This is a genomic window from Paraburkholderia sediminicola (assembly GCF_046027355.1).
Lineage (GTDB): Bacteria > Pseudomonadota > Gammaproteobacteria > Burkholderiales > Burkholderiaceae > Paraburkholderia > Paraburkholderia sediminicola_B.
In genome coordinates this window covers 235,743-255,666 of record NZ_JAQQEK010000012.1, presented here as the reverse complement: position 1 = coordinate 255,666, position 19,924 = coordinate 235,743, and the positions used below count along the sequence as shown (strand labels likewise).

Sequence of the window (19,924 nt, the reverse complement as noted above, 5' to 3'; positions counted from 1 at the left end):
GCAAAGGTGGGGTTTCTGCGTTTACCGCGGCGGAAAAGAGGCGAGAAACGGGCGGTTAAAAGACTGCAGTTTGCTATCCGCACCCAGCAATCGTTGCAACACACTCCGCCAACGGCCATTTCCGCTTTGCAGACACCCGCGCAGCAGAGCACAGCACCGCCGCCGCACACGCGCAGCTAGCGGCACCTAACAACTCCAACTGCGGTGTGACTCTTACCGCGTCGCTACATCTCCACCGCCGCTCGCGCCCGCGGGCACCACGCCATCGCCGATCTGCGCTTCGCCGACTTCTGCAAGCAGGGCCTCATCGCGTGCAATGACTTTCGGCAGATGCGTACGCAGGAACTCGACCCAAGTTCGCGTCTTCGCATCGATGAACTTACGCGACGGATACAACGCGTAAACATTCATCTTCTGCGCGGTATATTCCGGCAATACACGCACTAACGTGCCATCACGCAATCCGGAGATTGCAGCGTACAGCGGCAGCATGCCAATGCCCATCCCTTCGCGAATCGCAACAATTAGTGATTCGGCGATGTTCACGTGCACCGGTCCATTCACTTCCATCATTTCACTGCCATTCGGCCCATCGAGCACCCAATCGTGCGGCGGGAACGCCGGCGTGTGCAGAATCAAACACTCGTGGTGCGCCAGATCGGCCGGCTGTTGCGGCGCGCCGTGCGCGCGCACATACGCCGGCGACGCGCACATGATGCTAAAAGTCGTCCCCAGCGGAAGCGACACGAGTTCCGAATCAGGCAAAGTGGAAGCACCGATTACCGCGACATCCGCGCTGCCTTCGAAAAGATCAGGCATGCGCTGCGACAACGTCAGCTCGACCGTCACCTCCGGATACAGCGCGCGATAGCGCGAGATGGCCGGCAGCACGTAATGCTGGCCGATGCTGGCAAAACTGTGCATCCGCAAAGCGCCGCTCGGGCGCTCGTGCGCGCAGCTGGCTTCTTCTTCCGCCGTGTCGACATCTGCAAGTATCTGCTGACATCGTTTCAGATAACGTTCGCCCGCGGTGGTGAGCGCGAGCCGTCGCGTTGAACGGTTGAGCAACCGCGTCCGTAGATGAGCTTCGAGTTCCGAGACCGCACGGGACATCGCGCCGGTCGTCGAATTGAGCGACTGCGCGGCGGCGGTAAAACTACCGGCTTCGACCACGCGCACGAACACTCGCATATTTTGTAACGTATCCATCGATCCTTCTATTTCACGGCTGAAGCCGTATTGTCCGCCTGTCCCGAGTGCCCATTGTTGTTCGTTCTGGAAGGGACGTTCCGCGGCCGTCCTCTTAATGCGCGCATCGTATGCTCCTACAATCGGCGCCTTGCCTGCCGGTGTGAGCAGCCTTCTTCGCCGGCGCTTCTTTCAGCGACCAACCGGGGCGCCTTGCTTCCAGATGAAACGCGAACATGCGATCGAACCGACGGCGGATTCCCGCCGGCCGTGGGGCGTCATGTTGCAAGCGCTCAGTCCGGCCGTTCGGGACTGGGCGACCAGCGACGGTCTGGTTTGGCTGCATCTGTTCAAAACGGTTACCGCGGGGCTGTTGGCGCTCGGCATTGCGATGCTGTTGGATCTGCCCCAGCCGCGCATAGCGATGACCACCGTGTTCGTGCTGATGCAGCCGTTCAGCGGCATGGTGCTCGCCAAGAGTTTCTACCGGATTCTCGGGACCGCGGTGGGCACGGTCGCTGCACTGGTGCTCGGCGCGCTGTTCGTCCAGCAGCCCGAGTTGTACATGCTCGGCATGGTCGGCTGGGTGAGCGCCTGCATTGCGGCAGCGGTCCGGTATCGGCATTTCAGATGGTACGGCTTTGTGCTCGCGGGTTACACCGCAGCGCTGATCGGCATCCCGAATGTGACGATGCCTCACGACCTGTTTCTGGCGGCGCTCACGCGCGCGGCGGAAGTGGCGGTCGGCATTGTGTCTTCGAGCGCGGTGAGCGCGCTGATCGTGCCGCAGCGGTCCAGTCTCGCACTGCGGCGCACGCTACAAATTCGATACGGAAATTTTACTGCGTTCGCTGCCGATGTGTTGGCTCGCGGCATCAAGCGGGGCCAATTCGAGCGGCGCTTTGCGGATCTCGTCGACGAGATCGTCGGCTTCGAGGCGACGCGCACTTTCGCCGCCTTCGAAGATCCGGCCATGCGTTCACGCAGCCAACATCTCGGCCGTCTGAACGGCGAGTTCATGGATGCCTGCGCGCGGTTGCACGCGCTGCATCAACTGCTCAAGCGTTTGAGCGCAAATGGATCGGTGCCGATCGTCGCGGCGATCAAGCCGTATTTCCACGAACTGGCCACACTCATGGCGCCGCAGTTCGAGGTCACCGTGGATGCATCGCGTACGGCCGCCCGTCTGCAGCACTTTCAGGCGAGCTTGCCACGGCGTGTGCGTGAAACGAGACGGCCGCTGGAAGCCGCGCCGGCCGAAGCGTTGGCGGACTTCGATACGGCGGCGGAACTGCTGTACCGCTTCATCGATGAATGGATTCGCTATTCGCAGACCTACGCATCTGTGACGCAGCACAAGCGTGACGACAGTCGGCCGCGGACGAAAAGCCGCTACGTCAGCAAAACCAACACCTTTGTCGTCGCGTTGACGTTTATCCGCACGGCCGTGGTCATGGCGATCGCGGGATGGTTCTGGATCATGACGGACTGGCCGAGCGGCGGCCTTGCGGTGATCGGCGCGGCGCTGGCGTGCGCGCTGACGTCGACTGCGCCGAACCCGTCGAAGATGGCTGTGCACATGGCCGTCGGCGCCGTGCTGGCGACCATGACCGGCTACCTGTTCACGTGCTACGTGTATCCCAACATCGACGGCTTTCCGCTGCTGTGCATGATGCTGGCGCCGGTGCTCGCGCTCGGCGCGTTCATCGCCACGCGCAAACTTGCGGCGGGATATGGGATCGGCTTTTCGGTGTTCTTCTGCCTGCTCGCCGGACCTGACAACGTCGTCACCTACGCGCCGGATCTGCTGATCAACAACGGCATTGCGCTCACCGCTTCGATGCTGTTGGGGGCGCTTGTCTTCGCGGTCGTTTTCCCGGCCGACATGCCCTGGCTCATCGGGAAAATCATGGACGATCTGCGCGCACAGGTCGTGTCCGCGTGCAAGGACGAACTGCCGGGTCTCAATCAACGCTTTCAGTCGAGCACGCACGACCTGACTTCCCAGTTGCGCATGCTGTTGACGCGACGCTCCCGGCGCCGCCGCCATGCATTGCGCTGGATGCTCGCGACGCTCGAAGTGGGTCACGCCGTGATCGATCTGCGCAACGAAGCGGCGCGCGCCGATTACGCCCACGCACTTCATCCGCGCTGGAGCAGCACCGTCGAGCGCATGTGCGACGACCTCGCGCGGCTCTTCGAGCGACCCGACGCGCGAGCTCTCGAGCGCGCGCTCGTATCCGTGCGCGCGGCCACGTGGATTGCGCAGGACGTGCTGCAAACAGTTCATGCCGATCGCGACAAGCGTCACGACCTGCAGCGCATCCTGAGTTGCCTGCACTTCATCCGCACGGCATTGCTCGACAAGGACGCGCCGTTCAACGCACGTTGACCCATGCACGCGACGATCGATTAAGTGCATCGATCCTTCTACAGAATGGAAGGATCACTTCCGGACCGCCCCATTTATCCGCGGGAACGGCAGCCATATAGTTTCATCACTGCCTCGCAGTCCCCCAAAAGGGTTTCCTACGCGGCAGAACCGTAAGTCCTGGAGAACGAAATGAATGTGTTGAAGATTGCCCTGATTGCGTGCTCTTTGTCCGCTGTCGTCGCTCATGCACAAACGGCGCCGACCGCCGCGGAACAACAGCAACAGGTCGCCCAAGCGAATGCTCAACGCGCCACGAATGCCGACACGCAAGGCCGCATCGCTGTACCGGCGATCAAGGCTGAAGAGTGCGTCGGGCCCGTCAGCTTCTGCAACATGTACTTCGGCAGCTAAGTAGCGCCACGCGTCATATCTGAAGTACGGGCAAGACCTGTCGCGAACGTTCCGACGCGCGACGCAGCACCTGGCCGTGACGCCATCGAGACGCCGCGGCGGGTGCGACAATCCGGCTACTGAGCGAAGCACACCATAGACGTGCGCACCGGTAGACTGGACTGGTGACTATGGAGAGACTCAGTTTCATGTACCAAGACCGGATTCGCTGCGCCGAGCTGCGCGCAAAAATCACTTCAGCCGCCGAGGCGGCGCTTCTGATTCAGGACGGCATGTGTGTCGGCGCCAGCGGCTTCACGCGCGCGGGCGACGCCAAAGCCGTCCCCGTTGCGCTTGCCGAGCGCGCGCGTCAGGAAGGCAAGCCGCTGCGCATCACGTTGATGACCGGCGCATCGCTCGGTCACGACGTGGACCGTACGCTCACCGAGGCACACGTGCTGGCTCGCCGCTTGCCGTTTCAGGTGGACAAGACGCTTCGCGACGCCATCAATCGCGGCGAAGTCATGTTCGTCGATCAGCACCTGTCCGAAACGGTCGAGATGTTGCGCGCGAACCAGCTCGGCAAACTCGACGTCGCCATTATCGAAGCCACCGCGATCACCGAGACCGGCGGCATCGTGCCGACCACGTCGGTCGGCAATTCGGCGAGCTTCGCGATTCTCGCCGACAAGGTCATCGTCGAAATCAATCTTGCGCAACCGCTCGCGCTGGAGGGACTGCACGACATCTGGATTCCGGGCCGCAGGCCGAACCGCGAGCCGCTGCCGATCGTCCGTCCGCAAGACCGCGTCGGTACGCCGGCCATTGAGATTCCGCGCGAGAAGATCGCGGCGATCGTCATCACCGACATGGCGGACAGTTCATCCACGGTGCTGCCGGCGGATGCCGAGACCGAATCGATCGCAGGTCATCTGATCGAGTTTTTCCAGCACGAGGTATCGCGCGGACGCATGCCGAAGCGTTTGCCACCGTTGCAAGCCGGCATCGGCACGATCGCCAATGCCGTGCTGGCCGGCTTCGTCGATTCGCCTTTCGACGCCTTCGAAATTTATTCAGAAGTGCTGCAGGATTCGACCTTCGATCTGATGGATGCCGGCAAGGTGACGTTCGCCTCCGGCGCGTCGATCACGCTGTCGGCCGCGCGCCAGGCGCAGGTGTTCGGCGAACTCGAGCGCTATCGCGACCGTCTCGTGCTGCGTCCGCAAGAAGTCAGCAACCATCCTGAAGTGATCCGCCGGCTCGGTCTGATCGCGTTGAATACCGCGCTCGAATTCGACATCTACGGCAACGTGAATTCGACGCACGTGGGCGGCACGCACATGATGAACGGCATCGGCGGTTCGGGCGACTTCGCGCGCAACGCGTCGTGCGCGATCTTCGCGACCAAGTCGATGGCAAAGGGCGGCCGCATTTCGAGCATTGTGCCGATGGTGCCGCATTGCGATCACAACGAACACGACGTGGATGTGGTCGTGACGGAGCAGGGGCTCGCCGATTTGCGCGGCCTCGCGCCGCGGGAGCGCGCCACGCTGATCATCGACAATTGCGTGCATCCGCTGTATCGCGATCTGTTGCGCGACTACTACGGGCAAGCATTGAAGGGAGGCGGGCAAACGCCGCATCAGTTGGATCAGGCTTTCGCCTGGCATACGCGGCTGCGGGACACCGGCACGATGTTGCCGGCGGTGGAGACGAAGCTTTAAAGGCGGGTGATCAGTTCAAACCGGCGTCAGGTGGCGTTCGCCCCTGACGCCGTAAGACATCAGGTGCTACGCTCAGGCGCCTCGTCGGACGAGCCGGACAAGAAACAATAGAATGACCGCGCCGATCACCGCCGTGATGATCGAGCCGATCCAGCCGCCGCCCAGCGAAATATGCAGCACGCCGGCGAGCCAGCCGCCGATGAACGCGCCGACAATCCCGACGATGATGTCGACGATCAGGCCGAAGCCGCCGCCCTTGACGAGCACGCCTGCCAGCCAGCCAGCGATCGCGCCGATGATGAGCCATGCAATGATGCCGTGTTCCATAATCGAGACTCCCTAGTTGAGTGTGAAAAATTCACGGTGACAGAGCTTAGTCGATGGTTATGGGACAGTCCATATTCAGGACGCGGAATTAACATTGTCTAAATCTATTGCAGATCAAGTGTAGACGATGCGCGCGCATATGGGGGACTTACGCGTTACGCTTACTCCGGCGTCGGCTCCGCTTCTCTGGCGGTCCAACTGACGCTGGAGACACTCTTTTCCATGCTGATGCGGCTGGCCATCTGTTCGAGCTTCGACTGATCCTTGGGATGCATCTTCAACGTTGCCGTCACACGAATGCGTCCTGGCTCGTTTTCGACATCCTCGCTCGTCAGGCTTTGAAACGACAGCGGCGTCGAATACATGGAGTTGGAGACGGCGGTACGAATGTGAATCTCGTCGGCTTCCCGGCAGACGATTGTCAGCACATATTCGCGGACCAGGTCGGCGTTCGATACCGGCGTCGCGTTGATCGTACGGCTGACTTCGCGCAGCACGGTGTTCGTCAACAGCACGACCAAGGTGCCGGCGAGCGCCGGGCCGTAATGGCCCGCGCCGCACAAAACGCCTACCGCGGCCGAGCACCACAAGGTCGCCGCGGTGTTGATCCCCTGAATGGAACCCTTGTCGCGCATGATCACGCCGCCGCCGAGAAAGCCGACGCCGGAGACCACATACGCGGCGATCTGGGTGATGCCCGCCGTGCCGTTGCCGGTCAGTACGCCGAGCGTGACGAACAGGCACGCGCCGCTCGCGACCAGCGTGATGGTGCGCAGGCCCGCATTGCGCTGACGTATCTGCCGTTCGAGGCCGATCGCGACGCCGCAGGCGAAGGCGGCGAGAAGCCGCAAGACGAATTCAATTGTCATCGGTAAACAAGGTTGAGGCGCGAATTCGCACAGTGTGAACCGTACGCGTGACAGCGGCACGTCCGTCTCGATGGGACGGGGGCGCGTGCAGGCGTGGCGCAGCGCGAACGAAGACTCGCAGCGCTAAAAGGCGAGCAATGTCGGCACGGCATCAGCCATGCGGCGCTTCACTTCACTGGCAATAAGTGGGTATCAACGACGTGCACCGCCGGCCCGAAGGCAAGACGGCGACAGGTAAAGACTGGCGCGGAGATCTTGCCGATCAGGCGATCGGGCGAATCGAAGCTCGACGGGTACTACAGCTACTGTCCAAGATCGTGATTCCGGGTAAATGAACTGGGCGGATTTTAGGCGCCTCTGCAAAGTTAAGTCAAGTCGCGATCAGGCGAGGCGGCGAATCAGTTGCATGCCATCTTAGGGGAAATTTCCGGGCTGATGGGCGAACTATTCCCACATAAATACGGACTCCGAATATTGACGGTGTCCATCCCGGAAAACACACTGTCTGCATCACCCGGAACACGTCGCGCGGCCTGGACGTTCAAATGCGCGTTTTTATTTCTCGCGGTTTTCGCTCTCGCATCGTTCAGATACCGCTGCGTCGCGATCCGCACGACGTCGTTGTTTCCGCCGCTCATCCGAATTGAGGAATGTATGAAAGTTAAAGCTCTTGGCGTCATCGCCGGCGCGTTGATCGCTGCCGCTCCGCTCGTGTCGTCGGCCGCAGGTCTGCCGGCACCGTTTGAAGGCAGCAGCACGCTGCAGGCAGACGGAATCGTGAAGTCGGTCGATCAGGCCAACCATTCGGTCACCGTGCTCGACGGGCAGGGCGGCGAAGCGTCGTTCAACATCTCCGACACGCACAACCTTGCGCAGATCAAGCAAGGCGGCAAGGTTCACATCCGCATGATGCGCAATGCCGTGATCAGCGTCACGCAGGGTGCGGACGGTCAAGCGGCGGCAGCTCAGATCGGCCAGTCGAACACGGTTCAGCGCGTGACCGCTCACGTCGAGGCCATCGACCATGCTTCCGGCGTCATGGCGCTCAAAGGCCCAAATGGTTCGGTGTTCCATATCCAGAGCCGCGACCCAGAAAAGACCGCCGGCGTGATACCCGGCATGCAAGTGGTGGTAGCGTTCGCGCCGCAAGTCAACGTGGCCGTGGCGCCCGCGCAGTAACGGGTGCCTTCGTCGGACCTTAGTCGGGCTCGCCGGGCACGAGGCGCAAGCGTGTGATTTCTGAAGGCGCGCCCAGGCGCTTCGGCGGTCCCCAGTAGCCGGTGCCGCGGCTCGTATACACCCAGAGTCCGTTCAATCGCGCGAGACCGGCGGTGAACGGTTGCTGGAAGCGCACGAAGAAATTCCACGGGAAGAACTGGCCGCCGTGCGTGTGGCCCGATAGCTGCAGCGTAAAACCGGCTGCGGCAGCGGCTTCGGCTGAGCGCGGCTGGTGGGCGAGCAGCACCTTGATCAGCACGTCGCCAGGCGCACCGGCCAGCGCGGCGACCGGATCGCTGCGGTGCGCCGGGTCGTGATGACCCGCCGAATAATCGGTCACGCCGGCAATCACGGCGCGTGCGCCGTCGTGATCCACGATTACGTGCTCGTTGAGCAGGACGTTCAGTCCCAGGCGGCGGAATTCGTCAATCCAGGCGTTGGCGCCGGCGTAATACTCGTGATTGCCGGTAACGAGAAAAGCGCCATGGCGCGCGCTCAACCGTGACAGCGGCTGCGTGTGTTTGGTCAGTTGCGGCACGCTGCCATCGACGATATCGCCGGTGACAGCGATCAGATCCGGCTTGAGGCGATTCACCGCGTCGACGATCGCGTCGACATAGCGGCGTTTGATGGTCGGACCGACGTGAATATCGCTGATCTGCACGATCGTGAAGCCGTCGAGCGCGGCGGGCAAATCGTCGATCGGCACTTCGATCGTCACCACCTTGGCGCGGCGGCGAGCGTTGAACAGGCCGACGAGCGTGGAGAGCAGCGCGAGCAACGGCACAGCCGCCGCTGAGCCGGTTCGCCAGTGTGCGATGGCGACGGTGCTCGGCCAGATTGCATCGACGGTCAGAAGCGAAGCGAGCACGAGGTCGCGCGCGAAAGTCAGGACCAGCAGTGACGAGAAGAAGCCCATCGCCAGCAGGCCGACCCATGCGAGCCGGTCGCCGAGCGGTTGTTGTTTGATCGTGCGCGCGAGCATGCCGAGCGGAATCAGAAAGATCGACAGCACGAGCCACAACGCACACAGCCAACGGCCGGTGGAATTGACCGGCATGTCTGGAATCAGACGCAAGCCCACGTAGATATGTAGCAGGATGCCAATCAGGATGATGCGAACAAGAAACGATGAGCGGCGCATAGAGAGGATCAGGGCGGGAAGGGGCCGGCACAAGCGGAGGAGCGGCGGCGGCTCGCCGGCTGCGGCAATGCCATGGCGAACGAGCCGATCCATTCTACCGAGATGTGCAACCGCTTGCCTGCGGCGCCAAATTGATGCAGTTGCGGTGAACCGTCCATAGCTAAAGGCGCTCGCAAGATATTGCATTGCAGTAATCAACGCTGCTGCAGATAAGTCGTTCAGCCGGCCGATACGGTCGAATTAAATGGGCTTTGAATTGTGTTCAGGCGTGGACTATTCTCAAATAGAGCCGGCTTGTATCAAAGCTAGGGCGAGGGCCACAATGAAAGCCGTCGCAGTCCGCTTAGCGGTTCGTTTTGTCGCCGCCGGAAGGCGAGGCAGGAGGCGCATATGAAGCTGCTCAGATCAGGCAACCCGTTCCGTCACGCGCACCATGCGCATCACGTCGGATACGAGGGCAGCCATGTCATGCTGCCGCTCGTGGTCATTTCGGTGATGGCGATCGGCTTGTACTTCGGCGTGCGCAACATCGATTTTTCCGAGTTGGGCAAAAGCGCGCTGTTCTATGTCGTGATGCTCAGTGTCGCTCTGGGTATCGCGGGATTGTTCGGCGTCGTCGGGGCCTGGGTTCGGTCCAACGGCGACGAGGCCGAAGAGGGCTTCTGCTTCATTGGCGCATTGATCGGCGCCGTGGTGTTCTACGTGGCGATCTTCAGTTGACCGCACTCAACAGCAGTTCGGGCGCCGTGCATCAGACGATCCGCGCGGCCTCGTCGAAAGCGAAGCGCGGGCTGCGCGGGAACAGTTTCGACGGGTCGCCGTAGCCCAGATTGATCAGGAAGTTCGACTTCACGGTCGTGCCGGCAAAGAACGCTGCGTCGACCTTGGCGGCGTCGAAACCTGACATCGCACCCGTGTCCAGGCCGAGCGCGCGGGCGGCGAGAATCAGATAGCCGCCTTGCAGCGTCGAGTTGCGAAATGCCGTGTCGGCGATCGCCTTGTCCTTACCGGCAAACCAGCGGCGTGCATCGGCGTGCGGAAACAGCTTCGGCAGATGCTCGTAAAACGCCATGTCCATCCCGACGATCGCCGTGACCGGCGCTGCCATCGTTTTCTCCAGATTGCCCGGCGACAAAGCCGGGCGCAGCTTCTCCTTGCCCTCCTGCGTTTTGACGAAGACAAAGCGGCCCGGACTCGAATTGGCCGAGGTCGGGCCGAGCAGCACGAGTTCGATGAGTTGTTTGAGCATGGCGTCGTCGACCGGTTTTTGCTGCCAGCCGTTATGCGTGCGCGCTTCACGGAAAAGCTGATCGAGCGCCTGGTCGGAAAGAATCATTTGATTGTTCCTTGAAGGTGATGTGTGAAATGAAAAGGGCGGCGTCGGATCAAACCGCAAGGCGCGCGTAGGAGCGTCGTCGTCGTTGCCGCCATAATAGCCAAGGTTCTTATCCGCTCGCGCTTTGAGCGCGCGATCGTACTCAGGCAATCTCATGACGGATCTCTTTGCGCAATCTCCCGATGCTTTGCCGGCGCCCGACGTCGACTGGTATCCCGATTGGCTGCCGCCTGAAACGGCGGCACGGGCCTTGATGCAACTCATCGACGAAGTCGAATGGCGTCAGGACATGATGGGCACGCCCGCCGGCCGCGTGCCGCTGCCGCGGCTGACCGCCTGGCAAGGCGAGCCTGACGCCGTCTATGTCTATTCGGGCATTCGCAATGTGCCACAGCCATGGACGCGGACCGTCGCCGAACTGAAGTCCGCCGTGGAGTCCGTTTGTAACGCGCATTTTAATAGCGTGCTGATCAATCGCTACCGTACCGGCACCGACAGCATGGGCTGGCATGCGGACCGCGAGCCCGAACTCGGCGCTCAGCCGGTGATCGCCTCGGTGAGCCTGGGTGTCGCACGCACGTTCGATCTGCGGCATAACAAGACCGGCGTCGTGCAGTCTTTTTCGCTAAAGGGCGGCAGCTTGCTGGTGATGAAGGGCAACACGCAAGCGGATTGGCGGCATCGGGTGCCGAAGGAGCCGCGCGTGGCGGGCGAGCGGATCAATCTGACGTTTCGGTGGGTGACGCCGCGCGTCGATGTCCGCTGATGGGGCGCACTCCGGTCGGCAGAGGCGCCGCGTAGCCGAGCAAGCCGAGCAAGCCGAGCAAGCCGCAGAGCACGTAAGCGCATAAAAAAGCGCCGAGCGCATCACCGCGCCAACCAACGCACCCCAGCCACCTGAACAGCGCATCCCACGTCCACGCCACAACCGCCACCACCCCTATACCAAAATTGATATCGCCGACGCGAATCATATGATTGGACGGTTAACGCCCTACACACTACGCTACATCACGATCCACGCACCGTGAGGGCCGCAACGGCTGGGCGGATTCGATGGGTCGCCTACACAACAACGATCAGGAGACAGTCATGGCGAATACACGACGCGCCGCATGTCGTGCGTTGGGCGCGCTCGCACTCTGCGCGGGCTTCGGTGCGCTGACGCTGACCACGCCGGGCGCTTACGCGCAGGACAAACAGATCACGCTGGGATTCGCGCAAGTCGGCGCGGAAAGCGCATGGCGAACCGCCAACACCGAATCGGTCAAGTCCGCGGCGGCCGAGGCGAAGATCAAGCTCAAATTCTCCGACGCGCAGCAGAAGCAGGAAAACCAGATCAAGGCGATCCGCTCCTACATCGCGCAGAAAGTCGACGTGATCGCATTTTCGCCGGTCGTCGAGTCGGGCTGGGAACCGGTGCTGCGCGAGGCTAAAGCCGCGAAGATTCCGGTGATTCTCACCGACCGCAACATCGACGTGAAAGACACCTCGCTGTACGTGACGATGATCGGCTCGGACTTCATGGAAGAGGGCCGGCGCGGTGGTCATTGGCTCGCGGATCACTATAAAAACGACCAAGGCCCTGTCAACATCGCTGAACTTCAGGGAACGGTCGGCTCGGCGCCTGCTAACGACCGGCACTCGGGTCTCATCGAAGTGATCAAGAGCGATCCCAAATTCAAGATCATCGCCTCGCAAAGCGGCGACTTCACTTTGGCCGGCGGCAAGCAGGTCATGGAAGCGTTTATAAAGACATATGGAAATAAAATAAATATAGTTTATGCGCATAACGACGATATGGCGCTCGGCGCCATCCAGGCGATGGAAGAGGCCGGCATGCATCCGGGCAAGGACATCGTCGTCGTTTCGTTCGATGCGACCAAGGGCGGCTTCCAGGCGATGGCTGCGGGCAAGATGAACGTCGATGTGGAGTGCAGTCCGCTGCTGGGTCCGCAATTGATGTCGGCGGTGAAGGATGTGGTGGCCGGCAAGCCGCTGCCCAAGCGGATCCTGACGGAAGAGACGGTCTTCCCGATGAGCGTCGCTGCGCAGACACTGCCGACGCGCAAGTACTGACGTCAATTGATAAGGCTTCCTGACCGTCATAAACGGACGTAGACGCAAGGAACAACGCGCGACAGGAAGCGCAGTACCGACACACGAAAAAAGGTTTCTCCAGTGGTGCCTGGCCGTCCGTCTGCTTGGGCAGCGGGCGGCCTCTTTTCCGCGCAATGCCGGCTGGAGGCTGCTGGAGGCCGCCGAACCACGCACCGCCGATCGAGCGAGGCCTATGACGCATCCCGCTTCCCAACCGAATCCGCCGGCTGGCGGCATCGGCAACGCCCACGCCACCACCGGCATCGCCGGCGCCGCCGCACCCCATGCCGACGGCACCACGAACAGCGTCGAACCGATTCTCGCCACCGCCGGCGTCAGCAAGACGTTCCCTGGCGTGAAGGCGCTGCAGCGGGTCGATTTCCGCCTGTTCCCCGGCGAGATTCATACGCTGATGGGGCAGAACGGCGCGGGCAAATCCACTTTGATCAACGTGCTCACGGGCGTCGTCGCGCCCGATGCCGGCACGATCCGTCTCGGTGGCGAGGTGGTGGCGTTCGCCTCGCCGCAGGAAGCCGAAGCAGCCGGCGTACGCACGCTGTATCAGGAAGTCAACCTGTGCCCAAACCTCTCGGTAGCGGAGAACATTTTCGCGGGCCGGCAACCGCGACGCTTCGGCGCAATCGATTGGCCCGACATCAAGCGACGGGCTCAAGCCGCGCTGGCGCGCCTCGACGTGACGCTCGACGTCACCCGTTCGCTCGACGCCTATCCGATCGCCGTCCAACAGATGGTGGCCATCGCGCGGGCGCTGTCCGTCGACGCGCGCGTGCTGATCCTCGACGAGCCGACCTCGAGCCTCGACGACGGCGAAGTCAGCCAGCTCTTCAAAATACTTCGGCATCTTAAGCAATCGGGTATTGCGATTCTGTTCGTCACGCATTTTATCGAGCAGACGTATGCCATTTCCGATCGCATTACGGTAATGCGCAACGGCGAGCGCGAAGGCGAATATCTCGCGCGCGATCTGCCGGCCGATCAACTCGTGTCGAAGATGGTCGGCCACGAGCGCATGAGCGCGCGTTTGCGCGAAGCCGCGCATGAAGGACACGACGTCCATGAAGGGCCGCAAGCCGCGCAGGCCGTCCAGCCGTTCGTCGAGCTGCGCGGCGTCGGACGGCGCGGCACGATGCAGCCGATCGACCTCGATGTGCAGCCGGGTCAGATCCTCGGCCTTGCCGGTTTGCTCGGCTCGGGCCGCACGGAAACCGCGCGGCTGTTGTTCGGAGCCGACCGTGCCGATAGCGGCACCATTCTGGTGGAAGGCCGCCCCGTGCGGCTGCGTTCGCCGCGCGACGCGGTGCGCCACGGCATCGGCTATTGCGCGGAAGACCGCAAGAAAGAAGGCATCGTCGCCGAACTGTCGATTCGCGAGAACATCCTGCTGGCGTTGCAGGCGCGGCGCGGCTGGTGGCGCAAGATCAACCGGCAACGCGCGCGCGAACTGGCTGATCTATGGATCGAGCGGCTCGGCATCAAGGCCGCGGATGCGGAACAGCCGATCGGCCTGCTGTCCGGCGGCAATCAGCAGAAAGCGCTGCTGGCGCGCTGGCTCGCCACCGATCCCAAGTTGCTGATCCTCGACGAGCCCACGCGCGGCATCGACGTCGCGGCCAAGTTCGACATCATGGATCGACTGCTGGCGCTGTGCGCGAGCGGCCTGAGCATCCTGTTCATTTCATCGGAGATCAGCGAGGTGCTGCGCGTGAGTCATCGCGTGGCGGTGTTGCGCGACCGTCGCAAGATCGCCGAAGTGGCGGGCAAAGCGTCGAACGAAGACAATATCTATCGACTCATCGCGGGGAGCGGCGAATGAAGCTATCGAACTGGTTCGTGCGCGACGGCGCCGAGCGGCCGTTGATCTGGCCGTGCGTCACGTTGGTGTTGTTGTGCGGGCTGAACCTGTGGGTCAATCCGCACTTCCTGTCGCTGCGGATGCTCGACGGCCATCTGTTCGGCGCGCCGATCGACGTGTTCAATCGCGCCGCGCCGCTGGTGCTCGTCGCCACCGGCATGACGCTGGTAATCGCGACACGCGGCATCGACATTTCAGTCGGCGCGGTGGTGGCGATCGCGGGCGCCGCCGCGGCCACGATACTCGCAACTCAGCCGGTGCCGACTGGTGGACTGATCGCGCAGGCACTGGTGGCGGCGTTGATCGTCGGCGTGTTGAGCGGCATGTGGAACGGCTTGCTGGTGTCCTTCGTCGGCATGCAGCCGATCATCGCCACCTTGATCCTGATGGTCGCCGGGCGCGGTATCGCGCAATTGCTGACGGCGGGGCAGATCATTCCGATCGGCGCGCCCGGTTATCTGTTCGTGGGCGGCGGCTACTGGCTCGGCGTGCCGTGTTCGGTGTGGATCGCCACGGTGGCGGTGCTGGCGACCGCCGCGCTCGTCGAAGGCACGGCGCTCGGCTTGTTCATTCGCGCGATCGGCGTCAATCCGGTCGCCACGCGCCTGGTCGGCTTGCGATCCAAGGCGCTCGTCTTCGCGGTGTACGGCTTCTCGGGACTGACCGCGGCGATGGCGGGCATTCTCATCAGCTCGAACGTGCGCAGCGCCGATGGCAACAATGCCGGCCTGCTGCTCGAACTCGATGCGATTCTCGCGGTGACGCTCGGCGGCACCTCGCTGCTCGGCGGCCGCTTCAGTCTCGCGGGAACGGTACTGGGCGCGCTGATCATCCAGACGCTGACCTACACCACGTATTCGATCGGCGTGCCGCCGGAAGCCACGCTCGTCGTCAAGGCGGCCGTGGTGCTCGCGGTGAGCGTGATCCAGTCGCCGTCGGCGCGAGCGCTCGGTATATCGCTTGTCACGCAACGGAGGGTAGCGCGATGAAACGTATCCTCGAAGCCTGGGCTCATATCGTCGATCCGCGCACGCTGCCGATTGCCGTCACGATCCTGCTGTTCTGCGCGCTATTCGGATTCGGCTCGGTGATGTACACCGGTTTCTTCTCGTGGCAAGTGCTCCTCGATCTGCTGGTCGATAACGCGTTCCTGCTGATCGTGGCGATCGGCATGACGTTCGTGATCGTGTCCGGCGGCATCGACCTGTCGGTAGGTTCGGTCGTCGCGCTGACGACCATCGTCGAGGCGGTGCTGTCCGAACATCTGCATTGGCCCGTCTGGGTGATCCTGCCGATCGTGCTGCTGATGGGCACGGTGTTCGGCGCAGTGCAGGGCGCGCTGATTCACTTCTTCCGTTTGCAGGCTTTTATCGTCACGCTGGCCGGCATGTTCTTCGCGCGCGGCTTGTGCTTTCTGATCACGACGCAGTCGATCACCATCACTGACCCGACGTTCCAGAAGATTTCGGCATTTCGTCTCGACATCGGCGTCGGCTCGGTGACGGCGAATGTGCTGATCGCGTTCGTCACGCTGCTGGCGGCGATCTACGTGGCGCATTTCACGCGCTTCGGCCGCAACGTCTACGCGATCGGCGGCAACGCGCGTTCGGCTTTGCTGATGGGCTTGCCGGTCGCGCACACGCGCATCGGCGTGTATGCGCTGAGCGGCTTCTGCTCGGCGCTCGGCGGCGCGGTTTTCACGTTCTATGTGCTGTCGGGCTACGGCTTGCAAGGGCAGGGCATGGAACTCGATGCGATCGCCGCGACCGTGATCGGCGGCACGCTGCTGACGGGCGGCGTCGGCTATGTGATCGGCTCGCTGTTCGGCGTCGGCATTCTCGGCACGATCCAGGCGCTGATCACGTTCGACGGCACGCTCAGTTCGTGGTGGACCCGCATCGTGATCGGCGCCTTGCTTTGCGCGTTCTGCCTGTTGCAACGGCTGATCGAGCGCCACGCCAAATCGGTGGGGCGTCCGGGCGGCACCGGCGCGGTCGTGACCGCGGGACGCGAACGCGGACATGCGGACGGATCGGCGGCGTCGGATTCGCATGTGATCGGACGCGCGCCGGAACAGGCTTGAACACGCGCGCTGCGGCGGCTCACGCGCTGAGCTGCCGTCCTTTGGTTTCAGGCAGCGTCAACGCGGCGAGGATCACGACACCGTACGCCGCCGCTGCGAACACGCCGATCGCGTGACCTAGCGTCATCGTCTGCGAGACGTAGCCGATCAGGAACGGAAACGTTGCGCCGACCGCCCGTCCGAAGTTGTAGCAGAAGCCCTGACCGGAGCCGCGAATCCGCGTGGGATACAGCTCGGTGAGGAACGCGCCCATGCCCGAGAAAATGCCTGACGCGCAGAATCCGAGCGGGAAACCGAGCATGAGCATCGAGAGATTGTCGAGCGGCAGTTGCGTGTAGACCAGCGCAATCGCGCACGACGCCATCGCGAACGCGATGAAGGCGCGCTTGCGGCCGATTCTGTCGCTGACATAAGCGCCCGTCAGATAGCCGCAATACGAACCGACGATCACCACGCCCAGATAGCTGCCGGTGCCGATCACGCTCAGATGCCGTTCGGTCTTCAGATACGTCGGCAGCCAGGTGGTCACCGCGTAGTAGCCGCCTTGCACGCCGGTTGCCAGCAAGGACGCGCGCAGCGTCGTCCAGAGAATCTCGCCGCGGAAAATATCGACCAGCGAGGTGCGCGTTTGCGTGGCGGCCTGCGCCGCTTTCTGCTGCCGATGCACCTCGGGCTCGTCGACGAAGCGGCGGATCCAGATCACGAACGGCGCCGGCGCAATGCCGATGGCGAACAGCACGCGCCACGCGTAATCGGCCGGCACCAGCGAGAACACGGCCATGAAGAGCAGCGTCGAGATGCCCCAGCCGATCGCCCAGCCCGCCTGCACGAGTCCCACTGCCTTGCCGCGATCGCGCGCGCGGATCACTTCGCCGATCAGCACCGCACCCGCCGTCCACTCGCCGCCGAAGCCGAGTCCCATCAGCCCACGCGCCCACAGCAGTTGCGAGAAATTCTGCGCCAGCGCGCAGGCCAGCGTGAAGACCGCGAACCAGAGAATCGTGATCTGCAAGGTCTTCACCCGGCCGATGCGATCCGACAGCACGCCGGCAGCCCAGCCGCCGAGCGCCGAACTCAGCAGCGTGACGGTGCCGATCAGACCGGCGTCGCCGCGCGTGATGCCCCACGTCGCGATCAACGTCGGAATCACGAAGCTCAGGAACTGCGTGTCCATGGCGTCGAGCACGTAGCCGATCTTGCAACTCCAGAAGGCACGCTTCTCACTGGCGGAGATCTGCCGATACCACGCGAACGGGCCTTTTCCTGTAACGGACGCGCCGTAATGCTCGGTGTCGGCGGTCAACTGTGCTTCGGTTTCCATGCTTGCACTCCGGTCGTCGTTGGCCGCGTCTCGTCGCGCGGCTGATAATGGGGACAAACGCCGCGGCTACAGCACCGCCAGCGTGGTGTTGGGAATGTCGGTGACGAGCATGTGTCCCGGCTTGTGCGCGATCGCGAACGGCAGACGCGCGCTTTCGATGGCGGCTTGCGGGGTCACGCCGCAAGCCCAGAACACGGGCAGTTCGTCGCTGCGTACTTCGACGGCGTCGCCGAAATCGGGACGCGCCAGATCGCGAATGCCGATCAGCGACGGATCGCCGATATGAACCGGCGCGCCGTGCACGGCGGGAAAGCGGCTGGTGATCTGGATCGCGCGGATCGCGTCGGCGGCTTTCATCGGCCGCATTGATACGACGCGGTTGCCGCCGAATACGCCGGCGGTCACGTTACGCTCGCGTGTGCGATACATCGGTACATTGACCTGCTGTTCGATGTGACGCAGGGCGATGCCTTCACGCCGCAGCATTTCTTCAAAGGAAAACGAGCAGCCGATCGCGAACACCACCAGATCGTCGCGCCACAATTCGTCGAGACTGCGCACTTCCTCGGCGCGCTCGCCGTGCCGGTACACGTAAAACGCCGGCACGTCGTTGCGGATGTCGAGATCGGCGCCGAGCGAGGGCACGCGCCAGTCGCCCGGTTCGCCGATGCCGAGCAGCGGACACGCTTTCGGATTGAGCGTGCAGAAACGCAGGAAATCGTCGGCGTACTGTTTGGGCAGGATGGCGAGGTTGGCTTGCGCATAGTCGCCGCAATAGCCCGCGGTGGGGCCGGACAGGCGGCGGCTGCGTATCTGCTGACGAAACTCGGACGGCGTGTAGGACATGGACTGCTCGACTCCAGGTAGATCGCGTGGCTGAAGGACTTCAGCGATGCAAGCCAGATTAGTAACGTCAAAAATATCCATCCAGCGAGTTTTTATTGCGTTTCGTTAAATTAAACTTAACAGCGCCGCAGCCGGTTTGCGGCGATGATCGCGTGCATCCCGCCGCTGTCGAGAGGGCCCTACAATGAATACCCGCTTCGTCGAAACGTTTCTGACGCTCGTCCGCCTGGGCAGTTTTCGCGCGACCGCCACCGCCATGCACGCGACGCCCGCGGCGATTTCGCTGCGCATCAAAACGCTCGAGGCGGAGTTGGGCGTCGAGTTGATCGAACGCGAGGCCGCGGAATTTCAGCTCACCGCGAATGGCGAGCGTCTGCTCGCGCATGCGCGCTCGGTGGTGCAGGCCACGCGCTCGCTGCAACTGGCCGCGCAGGACGAGACGCAAGTGGCGACGCGCTTGCGCCTCGGCGTGATCGAGACGGTGGTGCATAGCTGGCTGCCGGACTACATCCGCATGCTGAACCTCGAGTACAACCGCATCGTCGTGGATCTCACGGTCGATTCGAGCGCGATACTCGGGCCGCGCTTGCGCGCGGGCGAACTGGATCTGGTGATTCAAGTGGAAGAAACCGGGGAGCATGACGCGTCGATCGTGTCGACCTTGTTGGCGAGCTACCCCGTGCGCTGGATCGCGCGCAGCGACCTGATTCCGGCGAGCCGCTCGAAACATGTGCAGACCCTGTTGAGCAAACCCGTGCTGACGTTCGGCCGTGGCACCGCGCCGCAAGTCGCCGTCGACGCGATCGTGCAGGCGCTTGCAAAGCGCGCCGGCGTGCCGCTCGCGCAGACACAGGTGACCTGCATGCCGTCGGTCGCGGTGATCGTGAAACTGCTGCGCGACGGCTTTGGGATTGCGGCGGTGCCCGCGCTATTCGTCGAACCTTATCTGAGCAGCGGCGAACTGCGGCAATTGCAGGTGCGTCCGCTGCCGCCGCCGATCGACGTCGCGATGTATTACCGTGACGACGCCGGTGTCGGCGTGCTCGCGGCATCACGTGTCGCGCGTAATGCGTGCGATCAGTATGCGAAGGCGATGGGGCGGCAGTTGATCGAGAAACGCTGAGGCATGCT

The 19,924-nt window shown here is 62.8% G+C and carries 18 protein-coding genes; 11 read left to right on the top strand and 7 right to left on the bottom strand.

Translation table 11 applies throughout. The features are described 5' to 3' along the window. Positions 1–213 precede the first annotated feature (213 nt). The gene (locus PQR42_RS22025; protein ID WP_408206159.1) at positions 214–1,209 is read right to left on the bottom strand and encodes a LysR family transcriptional regulator; all 996 of its coding nucleotides are present in this window, start codon (positions 1,207–1,209) and stop codon (positions 214–216) included. A 202-nt stretch (positions 1,210–1,411) separates the two neighbouring features. Between PQR42_RS22025 and PQR42_RS22020 the strand changes: the two genes are divergently transcribed. From PQR42_RS22020 to scpC, 3 genes are all read left to right on the top strand, one after another. Next, positions 1,412–3,580 (top strand): FUSC family protein, encoded by a 2,169-nt coding sequence (locus tag PQR42_RS22020; protein WP_408387890.1) that lies wholly within the window; start codon positions 1,412–1,414, stop codon positions 3,578–3,580. 171 nt (positions 3,581–3,751) lie between these two features. Continuing rightward, entirely contained in the window at positions 3,752–3,973 is a 222-nt protein-coding gene (locus tag PQR42_RS22015; RefSeq protein ID WP_408206155.1) for a hypothetical protein, read from the top strand. A 188-nt stretch (positions 3,974–4,161) separates the two neighbouring features. After that, positions 4,162–5,676 carry a succinyl-CoA:acetate CoA-transferase ScpC gene (scpC, locus tag PQR42_RS22010; protein ID WP_408445862.1) on the top strand — a complete coding sequence of 505 codons (1,515 nt, stop codon included), beginning with the start codon at positions 4,162–4,164 and terminating at the stop codon, positions 5,674–5,676. Between the two features lie 72 nt (positions 5,677–5,748). On the opposite strand, the gene PQR42_RS22005 is transcribed toward scpC, so the two are convergent. Both PQR42_RS22005 and PQR42_RS22000 read right to left on the bottom strand, forming a co-directional pair. Continuing rightward, positions 5,749–6,003 carry a GlsB/YeaQ/YmgE family stress response membrane protein gene (locus PQR42_RS22005; protein ID WP_134965407.1) on the bottom strand — a complete coding sequence of 85 codons (255 nt, stop codon included), beginning with the start codon at positions 6,001–6,003 and terminating at the stop codon, positions 5,749–5,751. A gap of 161 nt (positions 6,004–6,164) precedes the next feature. Then, entirely contained in the window at positions 6,165–6,872 is a 708-nt protein-coding gene (locus PQR42_RS22000; protein ID WP_408206151.1) for an MgtC/SapB family protein, read from the bottom strand. Positions 6,873–7,526: 654 nt separating this feature from the next. On the opposite strand from PQR42_RS22000, the gene PQR42_RS21995 reads away from it, so the two are divergent. Then, a complete protein-coding gene (locus tag PQR42_RS21995) occupies positions 7,527–8,051 on the top strand; it encodes a hypothetical protein (protein WP_408387894.1) in 525 nt (174 codons plus the stop codon). A gap of 19 nt (positions 8,052–8,070) precedes the next feature. Here PQR42_RS21995 and PQR42_RS21990 read toward each other — a convergent pair whose 3' ends face one another. After that, the gene (locus tag PQR42_RS21990; protein ID WP_408206147.1) at positions 8,071–9,234 is read right to left on the bottom strand and encodes a metallophosphoesterase; all 1,164 of its coding nucleotides are present in this window, start codon (positions 9,232–9,234) and stop codon (positions 8,071–8,073) included. A 390-nt stretch (positions 9,235–9,624) separates the two neighbouring features. Here PQR42_RS21990 and PQR42_RS21985 point away from each other — a divergent pair, with 390 nt between their 5' ends. After that, positions 9,625–9,954 carry a hypothetical protein gene (locus PQR42_RS21985; protein ID WP_408206145.1) on the top strand — a complete coding sequence of 110 codons (330 nt, stop codon included), beginning with the start codon at positions 9,625–9,627 and terminating at the stop codon, positions 9,952–9,954. A gap of 31 nt (positions 9,955–9,985) precedes the next feature. Here PQR42_RS21985 and PQR42_RS21980 read toward each other — a convergent pair whose 3' ends face one another. Beyond that, positions 9,986–10,570, bottom strand: a complete 585-nt coding sequence (locus tag PQR42_RS21980; RefSeq protein WP_408493726.1) for a malonic semialdehyde reductase — start codon at positions 10,568–10,570, stop codon at positions 9,986–9,988. Between the two features lie 154 nt (positions 10,571–10,724). Here PQR42_RS21980 and PQR42_RS21975 point away from each other — a divergent pair, with 154 nt between their 5' ends. From PQR42_RS21975 to yjfF, 5 genes are all read left to right on the top strand, one after another. After that, positions 10,725–11,336: an alpha-ketoglutarate-dependent dioxygenase AlkB family protein gene (locus PQR42_RS21975; protein ID WP_408387898.1), complete on the top strand. Its 612-nt coding sequence runs from the start codon at positions 10,725–10,727 to the stop codon at positions 11,334–11,336. 326 nt (positions 11,337–11,662) lie between these two features. After that, positions 11,663–12,649 carry an ABC transporter substrate-binding protein gene (locus PQR42_RS21970; RefSeq protein WP_408387900.1) on the top strand — a complete coding sequence of 329 codons (987 nt, stop codon included), beginning with the start codon at positions 11,663–11,665 and terminating at the stop codon, positions 12,647–12,649. Positions 12,650–12,863: 214 nt separating this feature from the next. Then, on the top strand, positions 12,864–14,504 hold the full coding sequence (locus tag PQR42_RS21965; RefSeq protein ID WP_408387902.1) for a sugar ABC transporter ATP-binding protein: 1,641 nt from the start codon (positions 12,864–12,866) through the stop codon (positions 14,502–14,504). Further along, the gene (locus PQR42_RS21960) at positions 14,501–15,532 is read left to right on the top strand and encodes an ABC transporter permease (RefSeq protein ID WP_408206134.1); all 1,032 of its coding nucleotides are present in this window, start codon (positions 14,501–14,503) and stop codon (positions 15,530–15,532) included. The genes PQR42_RS21965 and PQR42_RS21960 overlap by 4 nt, the downstream gene beginning before the upstream one ends. Next, positions 15,529–16,626, top strand: coding sequence for a galactofuranose ABC transporter, permease protein YjfF (yjfF, locus tag PQR42_RS21955; RefSeq protein ID WP_408206132.1), 1,098 nt, complete (start codon positions 15,529–15,531; stop codon positions 16,624–16,626). The genes PQR42_RS21960 and yjfF overlap by 4 nt, the downstream gene beginning before the upstream one ends. 19 nt (positions 16,627–16,645) lie before the next feature. Here the strand turns inward: yjfF and PQR42_RS21950 are convergent, their stop codons facing one another. Together PQR42_RS21950 and PQR42_RS21945 are read right to left on the bottom strand one after the other, a co-directional pair. Then, a complete protein-coding gene (locus PQR42_RS21950) occupies positions 16,646–17,947 on the bottom strand; it encodes an MFS transporter (RefSeq protein ID WP_408206130.1) in 1,302 nt (433 codons plus the stop codon). A 66-nt stretch (positions 17,948–18,013) separates the two neighbouring features. Further along, positions 18,014–18,793 (bottom strand): putative hydro-lyase, encoded by a 780-nt coding sequence (locus PQR42_RS21945; protein ID WP_408206128.1) that lies wholly within the window; start codon positions 18,791–18,793, stop codon positions 18,014–18,016. A gap of 184 nt (positions 18,794–18,977) precedes the next feature. On the opposite strand from PQR42_RS21945, the gene PQR42_RS21940 reads away from it, so the two are divergent. Further along, complete coding sequence (locus PQR42_RS21940; protein ID WP_408206126.1) at positions 18,978–19,916, top strand: LysR family transcriptional regulator; 939 nt, start codon at positions 18,978–18,980, stop codon at positions 19,914–19,916. Positions 19,917–19,924 lie beyond the last annotated feature (8 nt).